Below are 7,983 nucleotides of genomic sequence, written 5' to 3' on the forward strand. Positions count from 1 at the left end.
ACAAATTTACACAACTAACCCTAGAGGAGATTCAAAAAATGCTTAATCTCAAAGAGGCTGATATTACTCAAACCCGGTTTTATCAAGAGGTGTTAGAAATTGGTGAGAAAAAAGGTTTACAACAAGGTGTGCAGCAAGGAGAAGCAAATCTAACTATACGCCAGTTAAAACGCCGTTGTGGTAATTTAACTGCTATTCAAGAGGAAAAAGTGCGATCGCTCTCCATTTCTCAACTAGAATCATTAGGAGAGGCATTATTAGATTTTCAAAATATGTCAGATTTGGAAAATTGGTTACAAGATAATCGCCGTTGATCTTGAAAGCGATCGCTAATTGATGAAATCTCAAATTAGTCATTGGGGAAATTCTTTAACCTTGACTCTATAAATAAAATAAGAACATCAGATCCCCGACTTCTGAGAGAAGTCTTGAACTTTGTAGTGCGGGCATCTTGCCCGCTAGAATTATACAAACTAAATGCACAACAGCTTAGGATAGCGGCAATTGAGATATACTGTGTTGATCTTGCTTGAAAGCGATCGCTAATTGATGAAATCTCAAATTAGTCATTGGGGAAATTCTTTAACCTTGACTCTAAAATAAGAACATCAGATCCCCGACTTCTGAGAGAAGTCGGGGATCTGAAACTGTTGATCTTGAAAGTGATAGCGAAGCGCTGCTGCAAGCAGTTCGCTTGGTTAAATAAAACTCTTTCGCAGGTATCAATTATTCAGAGGAGTTAAGCAAAATGTACTGGCAATAAAGATGACATTTGAATCAGAATCTCTGAACTTAACGAACTACTAATTAAATCTGTGTTATTCTATTATTCATCCATTAGAGAACGGCGATCGCAAACCTGTATAAAATCAGAATTACAAAAAATAGATTCGATTATTGTTGTGCGAGAGTGACAGAACCGGGATAGTATTGAACAGTGAGTGGGCTTTGATGTTCTTTTTGATCTTGGTCCCTCCATGCAACCTTTTGAGGATCTCTTTTGAGATATTGATCAGGAGGCCAAAGTACAGAAAAGATATAAAAGATTAAGTTTTATTCAAGCCTTTGCTAATTTATATTACGATATTAGGACTATAGAACTTGGAGGCAAAAATGCAATCTATTGATCAATTACCAGTAAAAAATACACCTCAAATCATTTCTGTCGTTATTGAAAGTAATGATGATGGTTACTTAGCAATGATACCGGGTATTCAAGGAGCTTTTGCAGAAGGAGATACACCCCAAGAGGCTATATTTAACTGTATTGATGTTTTAAAAATGATTATGGAGTATAAGCAAGAACAAAATGAGAACTTAAATTTAGGCTCAATTGAACTTTCAGCTAATACAGGTTGGGCTTTTACTATTCCTATTAAACTGTAATTGTTAGATAACAAAGTTAAGAGAATTAACTTATTTAGAAGTAATAAATCGTCTAAGACTTTTTGGTTTTAGATTTTATAGACAAGGTAAAGGTTCTCACGAATTATGGGTTAGAGATTTAGATAATATCGTAATTCCTGTTCCTCATCATCGTGGCAAAACAATTCGTAAAGGTACAATCAGAGCAATTATTAGAGAAATTAATGTAACGGTTGAAGAATTTATGGATAGTCAATAACGAATTTTGCCATAATTAAGCTAAAAATTGTTTTCCAATGCACATCGGCAATATAATCAATTAATTACCAGTAATTATGTTTTTTGGTTCTTTGGTACTTTTTATGGAGAACCCATTTCAAAATCATTGAAAGCCTTATTGTATTAGCATTTCAGTGGAAATATTAGACATTATAGTTTATACCTGATTTAGGTCAAAAATTAGGACAAAATGCTAAACAGAAAGTCATAAGTAGTCGGACAAAATTACAGCGGTTTCCGCTCTTATGAGGTACAAAGTTGAATCATGAAACTCTTGTAGTGCGGGCATCTTGCCCGCTAGAATTATACAAACTAAATGCACAACAGCTTAGGATAGCGGCAATTGAGATATACTGTGTTGATCTTGCTTGAAAGCGATCGCTAATTGATGAAATCTCAAATTGGTCGTTGTTTATGATAAAATAAACAATTTAGGGGAAAAATGAGTGAAAATTGTCGAGCGAACTGCTTGCAGCAGCGTTTCGCTATCGCCCTTAAAGAATATACTTGAGAAATGCCAGCAAAATGTAACTATTGAGGGTTTGAGTTTAGCAATACAAGACTTAATTGGCGATCGCCCCCATCGGGAAACCATGAGTAAAAAAGGACAGCAGTTAGTAGATGGCAATGGTGCAAAGCGCGTTGTCTCAGCGATGGTCAGTATATTAGATTAGTGAGCCAAACTAGCGATCGCAAAACATATATGTTCTTGCTTTACCCCTACCCAGAGCATCAAATAACTAAGTCGTGTTAAATATAATTACTATGAAAACCGATAAATGGTTTTACGAATTATTTTTGTCGCAACCAGGGATGCTGGCAGAATTGATGCCAGGAATTGAAGAAAACTGGGAGTTCATTTATAATGCTCCTGTTGTTAAGGAGAAAGAGTTTCGACTGGATGGAGTCTTTACGCCAGTATCAAATAACCCGATGATACCGATGGTGTTTGCTGAGGCACAAATGCAGTCCGATTCAGGATTCTATGGACGGTATTTTTCCCAATTGTTTGTCCATATTAATCAATATACAGTTAAACAAGACTGGCGGGGACTGTTGATTTTACGCGATCGCAGTCAAGGATTAGGCTGGGAAGTTCCCTACACAGAATTATTGGAAAGACGGGTCACTCAGCTATATTTGAGTGATCTGCGGGATCAGCAAGAACTAACCCCGAATTTGATGCTCTTACAATTGCTGGTGACAGAAAAAGACAAAAGTGCGGTAATTGGTAGAAAGCTATTGCAGGAAGCCGACACAAGAGGCGAGTTTCAAAGGCGATTGAGTTTAATTGAGACTATACTGGCTAATAAGTTCCCTGAGTTAACGAAGGAGATCATCATGAATATGCTAGACCTAGAAATTGTGGATATTACCCAATCCCGTTTTTACCAAGAGATTATTGTCGAAGGTCTTCAGGAAGGTCGCCAAAAGGGTCTTCAGGAAGGTCGCCAAAAGGGTCTTCAGGAAGGTGAGGCTAATTTAGTCATTCGTCAACTAAGGCGACGACTGGGGGAATTACCAGAGAGCCAATGTTCACAAATCAAGAGTTTTCCTGTATCACAGTTGGAAGACTTAGGAGAAGCGTTGTTGGATTTTCAGAGTATTGATGATTTGGATGACTGGCTACAAAAATATACTAAATTAAGTTAATTTATAATGACCTGCCTTAACGATACAGAGATCCCCGAATTCTCAAAGAAGTCGGGGATCTGAAACTCTAGGGTGGCGGCAATCAATCGAGATATACTTTGTTGATCTTGCTTGAAAGCGATAGCGAAGCGCTGCTGCAAGCAGTTCGCTTGGTTAAATGAAACTCTTTAGCAGGTATCAATTATTCAGATGAGTTAAGCAAAATATACTGGCAATAAAGATGACATTTGAATCAGAATCTCTAAACTTAACGAACTATACTAAACACGGGTGAGATTTAAACTTTTGCCAAATGACAAAGAACCCAAACGTGTAGGGGTAAAGCAAAAGCTTAATGGTGTCAACTTAACGCAAAATCTTCATCCCGCAAGGAACTCAAGTTCCTTGCTAATAGCGAAAGTAATCTTTTAGATGACTAAATACTAGGAAAATTCATTACTCCCGGTTCGCTCATTTTTTTTGGAGTTCGAGAAATTGCCAAAAAAATAGAAAATCTAGGTTTCGTAATGGTTTTAGCGATTTCCCGAAATTTAGCTTGAACTACCCTCGGTGCTAAAAACTCTATTTTTATGCGAACTGCTTGCAGCAGCGCCTCGCTATCGCCTACGTCATAGTACATTTGAATTACAGGCTAAAACCCCTATTAAATCGTTCAGGTTTTTTCTAACTCAATTTAAAATAGGCGAACCGGGAGTCATTAGTCCGTTTTAACGGACTTGAGCTATGAGACAGGGAATTTATTCCCTGGCGGGTGTGGAAGCCAAACAAATAAGCCATCTGTAACCTAAGTTGACACCAATGAAGCTCTTGCTTTACCCCTACGTTTAGAATCAAACAATCAAGCCGTTTTGAGTATACTAATTAAATTTGTGTTATTCTACTATTCATCCCTTAGAGAACGGCGATCGCAAACATTGATAAAATCAGAGTTACAAAAAATAGATCCGATTATTGTTGTGCGAGAGTGACAGAACCGGATAGTATTGAACAGTGAGTTGGGCTTTGATGGTCTTTTTGATCTCAGTCCCTCCCATGCAACCTTCTTATGATCTATTGTTTAGTTAGTGATCAGGAGGCCGAAGTGCAGAGAAAGTGTGAGCGAAATCGGAAAAGTTAAAATTATGATTAATACCAATAACCAGTTAACTCAACAACCATTATCAGTGCAAAATATTCTTAAACTCTTTCAAGAGCAGGTTCAATATTTATATGGAAATAACTTAAAGCAAATTATTTTATTTGGTTCTTACGCAAGAGGAAATTTTACATCAGATTCAGATATAGATATTCTGATTGTTACTCAAAAAAAATTGTCAAAACCAGAACGAGAACAACTAATTAATTTTATTAGTGATGTCTCGATTAATGACGATATTTTAATCAACTTTATTGAAATGCTCACTCAAAAATTTGAGTTAGAACATAGTCCATTACTCCTAAATATTCGGAGAGAGGGAGTTATTCTGTGAATAATCATGAAATTATGTTACTATTAGATAAATCTCAAAATAGTCATAAAGCCTCTATACTGTTGCTGGAAAACGATTTCCGCGATTTAGCAGTTGGTAGAGTTTACTATACTATGTTTTATATCGCTCAAGCTTTTCTGTTATCCAAAAATTTATCTTTTTCTAGTCATAAGGCTGTTATTTCTGCTTTTGGACGGGAGTTTTGTAAAAATCAAGATATTCCCCTAAAATATCATCGTTTTTTGATTGATGCTCAGGTTAAAAGAAATGAAGCTGATTATGATATTAGCCCTAATATTAGCCTAGAAGAAGCTCATGAAATGATCAATAATGCTGAAGAAATGTTAAATTTCTCTAGTCAATACTTTGACAGAAAAAATCATGAAAATACTTCAGATCAACCAATCTGATCTCACGGGTGGAAAATTTTTCAAAGTCTTATTTAATTGAGTTTGCGGAAATCGCTAGATGACTTTTTATTGGCAAATTCCAGAATCCACCGTATATACTTAGATAAATTAAAACATCCAGCGAATGCCCCCATTAGTCTGAAGTTGTTGAAACTGATTGTTACTCTAGATCAAAAAGACTTGAAAACCATCCTCGAATATTCATTTAGTCTATCAAATACCCTTTTGTCGTCTAGAGTGGCGGTAATTGAGATATACTTTTTTGATCTTGAAAGCGATCGCTAATTGATGAAATCTCAAATTAGTCATTGGGGAAATTCTTTAACCTTGACTCTATAAATAAAATAAGAACATCAGATCCCCGACTTCTTAGAGAAGTCTTGAACTTTGTAGTGCGGGCATCTTGCCCGCTAGAATTATACAAACTAAATGCACAACAGCTTAGGATAGGGGCAATTGAGATATACTTTGTTGATCTTGCTTGAAAGCGATAGCGAAGCGCTGCTGCAAGCAGTTCGCTTGGTTAAATGAAACTCTTTAGCAGGTATCAATTATTCAGATGAGTTAAGCAAAATGTACTGACGATAAAGATGACATTTGAATCAGAATCTCTAAACTTAACGAACTATACTAAACACGGGTGAGATTTAAACTTTTGCCAAATGACAAAGAACCCAAACGTGTAGGGGTAAAGCAAAAGCTTAATGGTGTCAACTTAACGCAAAATCTTCATCCCGCAAGGAACTCAAGTTCCTTGCTAATAGCGAAAGTAATCTTTTAGATGACTAAATACTAGGAAAATTCATTACTCCCGGTTCGCTCATTTTTTTTGGAGTTCGAGAAATTGCCAAAAAAATAGAAAATCTAGGTTTCGTAATGGTTTTAGCGATTTCCCGAAATTTAGCTTGAGCTACCCTCGGTGCTAAAAACTCTATTTTTATGCGAACTGCTTGCAGCAGCGCTTCGCTATCGCCTACGTCATAGTACATTTGAATTACAGGCTAAAACCCCTATTAAATCGTTCAGGTTTTTTCTAACTCAATTTAAAATAGGCGAACCGGGAGTCATTAGTCCGTTAAAACGGACTTGAGCTATGAGACAGGGAATTTATTCCCTGGCGGGTGTGGAAGCCAAACAAATAAGCCATCTGTAACCTAAGTTGACACCAATGAAGCTCTTGCTTTACCCCTACGTTTAGAATCAAACAATCAAGCCGTTTTGAGTATACTAATTAAATTTGTGTTATTCTACTATTCATCCCTTAGAGAACAGCGATCGCAAACATTGATAAAATCAGAGTTACAAAAAATAGATCCGATTATTGTTGTGCGAGAGTGACAGAACCGGATAGTATTGAACAGTGAGTTGGGCTTTGATGGTCTTTTTGATCTCAGTCCCTCCCATGCAACCTTCTTATGATCAATTGTTTAGTTAGTGATCAGGAGGCCGAAGTGCAGAGAAGCTGTGAGCGAAATCGGATTTGGGTGGATAATCTCAGTTGTATTTGCCAGGTTTTATTCTCTCTATGGGATTAGTGTTTTTACTATTAGTGAGTGGAATTTGGTATTTTCGGAAGATGGAACGAACTTTTGCAGATGTGATTTAAGATCAAATTCTCAAGTAGATAGATATACTATTCAAAAAATATAACCTGGAAAATTTGATGAAAAGATTACTTGTAACAGGCTCATCAGGTCTAATCGGCTCGGAAGTATGTTTATACTTTGCTTCTATTGGGTGGGAAATTCATGGTGTTGATAATAACCAAAGGGCGGTTTTTTTTGGATCTCAAGGAGATACACGCTGGAATCAACATCGGCTGCAAAACTCCATTAAAGGGTTTGTTCATCATGAAGTAGATATCCGCGATCGCCAAGGGGTGCTAAATTTAATTGCCAGTCTCCAACCGGATGCTATTGTGCATACAGCAGCACAGCCTAGTCATGATCGGGCAGCAGCCATTCCTTTTGATGATTTTGATACAAATGCAGTAGGAACTCTGAATTTATTAGAGTCTGTGAGGCAATTTTGCCCAGAATCGCCCTTTGTGCATATGTCCACAAATAAAGTTTATGGCGATCGCCCGAACACAATTAAACTCAAAGAATTAGATACCAGATGGGATTATGATGATCCTATTTATGAGCATGGTATTCCAGAAACCCTGAGCATTGATCAATCAAAACATTCGTTATTTGGCGCGTCTAAAGTTGCAGCAGACGTAATGGTCCAAGAGTATGGACGCTATTTTAATATGCCCACCTGCTGTTTGCGGGGCGGCTGTTTAACAGGTCCAAACCACTCAGGAGTGGAATTACATGGTTTTTTAAGTTACTTAGTCAAATGCAACTTAGAGGGTAAAGAATATAAAATATTTGGTTATCAAGGCAAGCAAGTTAGAGATAACATTCATTCCTTAGATGTAGCGAAGTTTATTGAAGCTTTTATTAAAAGTCCTCGCATAGCAGAAGTGTATAACCTTGGAGGAGGTAAGCAAAATAGCTGCTCAATTCTAGAAGCATTTAATTTAACTGAAAAATATAGTAGTAAAGCCATGCTTTATACTTACGTTTCCGAAAACCGCATTGGTGATCATATTTGCTATTATTCCGACTTAACAAAAATGCGTGAGCATTATCCTGACTGGGATATTACAATTTCCTTAGAAGAGACAATTAAACAGATAGTTGAATCTTGGCAACAGCGATTAAATACAGGAGATAATTAACAATGTATCAAAGTGATGTGTATAGCAAACCTAGCTATGAGCCATTACCTCCTCAACAAACACTGCCAACGATGTATGA

11 protein-coding genes and 1 pseudogene are annotated in these 7,983 nt (G+C 36.9%); 10 read left to right on the plus strand and 2 right to left on the minus strand.

What is annotated here, in order from left to right; translation table 11 throughout:
* From IQ226_RS23870 to IQ226_RS23890, 5 genes are all read left to right on the plus strand, one after another.
* Positions 1 to 314, plus strand: a 314-nt coding sequence (locus IQ226_RS23870) for a DUF4351 domain-containing protein (RefSeq protein ID WP_193899533.1), incomplete at its 5' end; no start/stop codon positions are given.
* A 799-nt stretch (positions 315 to 1,113) separates the two neighbouring features.
* Positions 1,114 to 1,386: a type II toxin-antitoxin system HicB family antitoxin gene (locus IQ226_RS23875; protein ID WP_039205177.1), complete on the plus strand. Its 273-nt coding sequence runs from the start codon at positions 1,114 to 1,116 to the stop codon at positions 1,384 to 1,386.
* A 43-nt stretch (positions 1,387 to 1,429) separates the two neighbouring features.
* Positions 1,430 to 1,624, plus strand: coding sequence for a type II toxin-antitoxin system HicA family toxin (locus IQ226_RS26100; protein ID WP_370567224.1), 195 nt, complete (start codon positions 1,430 to 1,432; stop codon positions 1,622 to 1,624).
* 466 nt (positions 1,625 to 2,090) lie between these two features.
* Positions 2,091 to 2,318, plus strand: coding sequence for a hypothetical protein (locus tag IQ226_RS23885; protein ID WP_193899535.1), 228 nt, complete (start codon positions 2,091 to 2,093; stop codon positions 2,316 to 2,318).
* A 91-nt stretch (positions 2,319 to 2,409) separates the two neighbouring features.
* Positions 2,410 to 3,297: a DUF2887 domain-containing protein gene (locus IQ226_RS23890; protein WP_193899537.1), complete on the plus strand. Its 888-nt coding sequence runs from the start codon at positions 2,410 to 2,412 to the stop codon at positions 3,295 to 3,297.
* A gap of 415 nt (positions 3,298 to 3,712) precedes the next feature.
* On the opposite strand, the gene IQ226_RS23895 is transcribed toward IQ226_RS23890, so the two are convergent.
* Positions 3,713 to 3,916, minus strand: coding sequence for a hypothetical protein (locus tag IQ226_RS23895; RefSeq protein WP_193897146.1), 204 nt, complete (start codon positions 3,914 to 3,916; stop codon positions 3,713 to 3,715).
* 502 nt (positions 3,917 to 4,418) lie between these two features.
* On the opposite strand from IQ226_RS23895, the gene IQ226_RS23900 reads away from it, so the two are divergent.
* The 3 genes from IQ226_RS23900 (at position 4,419) to IQ226_RS26105 (ending at position 5,461) form a co-directional block, all read left to right on the plus strand.
* On the plus strand, positions 4,419 to 4,766 hold the full coding sequence (locus IQ226_RS23900; protein ID WP_193899539.1) for a nucleotidyltransferase domain-containing protein: 348 nt from the start codon (positions 4,419 to 4,421) through the stop codon (positions 4,764 to 4,766).
* Entirely contained in the window at positions 4,763 to 5,176 is a 414-nt protein-coding gene (locus IQ226_RS23905; RefSeq protein WP_370567223.1) for a HEPN domain-containing protein, read from the plus strand. The genes IQ226_RS23900 and IQ226_RS23905 overlap by 4 nt, the downstream gene beginning before the upstream one ends.
* A gap of 69 nt (positions 5,177 to 5,245) precedes the next feature.
* A complete protein-coding gene (locus IQ226_RS26105; protein WP_193899541.1) occupies positions 5,246 to 5,461 on the plus strand; it encodes a DUF2887 domain-containing protein in 216 nt (71 codons plus the stop codon).
* 500 nt (positions 5,462 to 5,961) lie between these two features.
* Here the strand turns inward: IQ226_RS26105 and IQ226_RS23915 are convergent, their stop codons facing one another.
* Complete coding sequence (locus tag IQ226_RS23915) at positions 5,962 to 6,165, minus strand: hypothetical protein (RefSeq protein ID WP_193899543.1); 204 nt, start codon at positions 6,163 to 6,165, stop codon at positions 5,962 to 5,964.
* Positions 6,166 to 6,668: 503 nt separating this feature from the next.
* Here IQ226_RS23915 and IQ226_RS25440 point away from each other — a divergent pair.
* Positions 6,669 to 6,782: pseudogene (locus IQ226_RS25440) on the plus strand (ABC transporter permease); the annotation flags it as partial.
* Positions 6,783 to 6,839: 57 nt separating this feature from the next.
* Entirely contained in the window at positions 6,840 to 7,904 is a 1,065-nt protein-coding gene (locus IQ226_RS23920) for an NAD-dependent epimerase/dehydratase family protein (protein WP_193899545.1), read from the plus strand.
* Positions 7,905 to 7,983 lie beyond the last annotated feature (79 nt).

The sequence above is a fragment of the Dolichospermum sp. LEGE 00240 genome (genome assembly GCF_015207875.1).
In the GTDB taxonomy this organism is placed as follows: Bacteria; Cyanobacteriota; Cyanobacteriia; order Cyanobacteriales; family Nostocaceae; genus Dolichospermum; species Dolichospermum gracile.

Coding starts and splice junctions, on each gene's coding strand:
- IQ226_RS23875 (WP_039205177.1), top strand. CDS start 1,114: ATGCAATCTATTGATCAATTACCAGTAAAAAATACACCTCAAATCATT.
- IQ226_RS23890 (WP_193899537.1), top strand. CDS start 2,410: ATGAAAACCGATAAATGGTTTTACGAATTATTTTTGTCGCAACCAGGG.
- IQ226_RS23895 (WP_193897146.1), bottom strand. CDS start 3,916: ATGTACTATGACGTAGGCGATAGCGAGGCGCTGCTGCAAGCAGTTCGC.
- IQ226_RS23900 (WP_193899539.1), top strand. CDS start 4,419: ATGATTAATACCAATAACCAGTTAACTCAACAACCATTATCAGTGCAA.
- IQ226_RS23915 (WP_193899543.1), bottom strand. CDS start 6,165: ATGTACTATGACGTAGGCGATAGCGAAGCGCTGCTGCAAGCAGTTCGC.
- IQ226_RS23920 (WP_193899545.1), top strand. CDS start 6,840: ATGAAAAGATTACTTGTAACAGGCTCATCAGGTCTAATCGGCTCGGAA.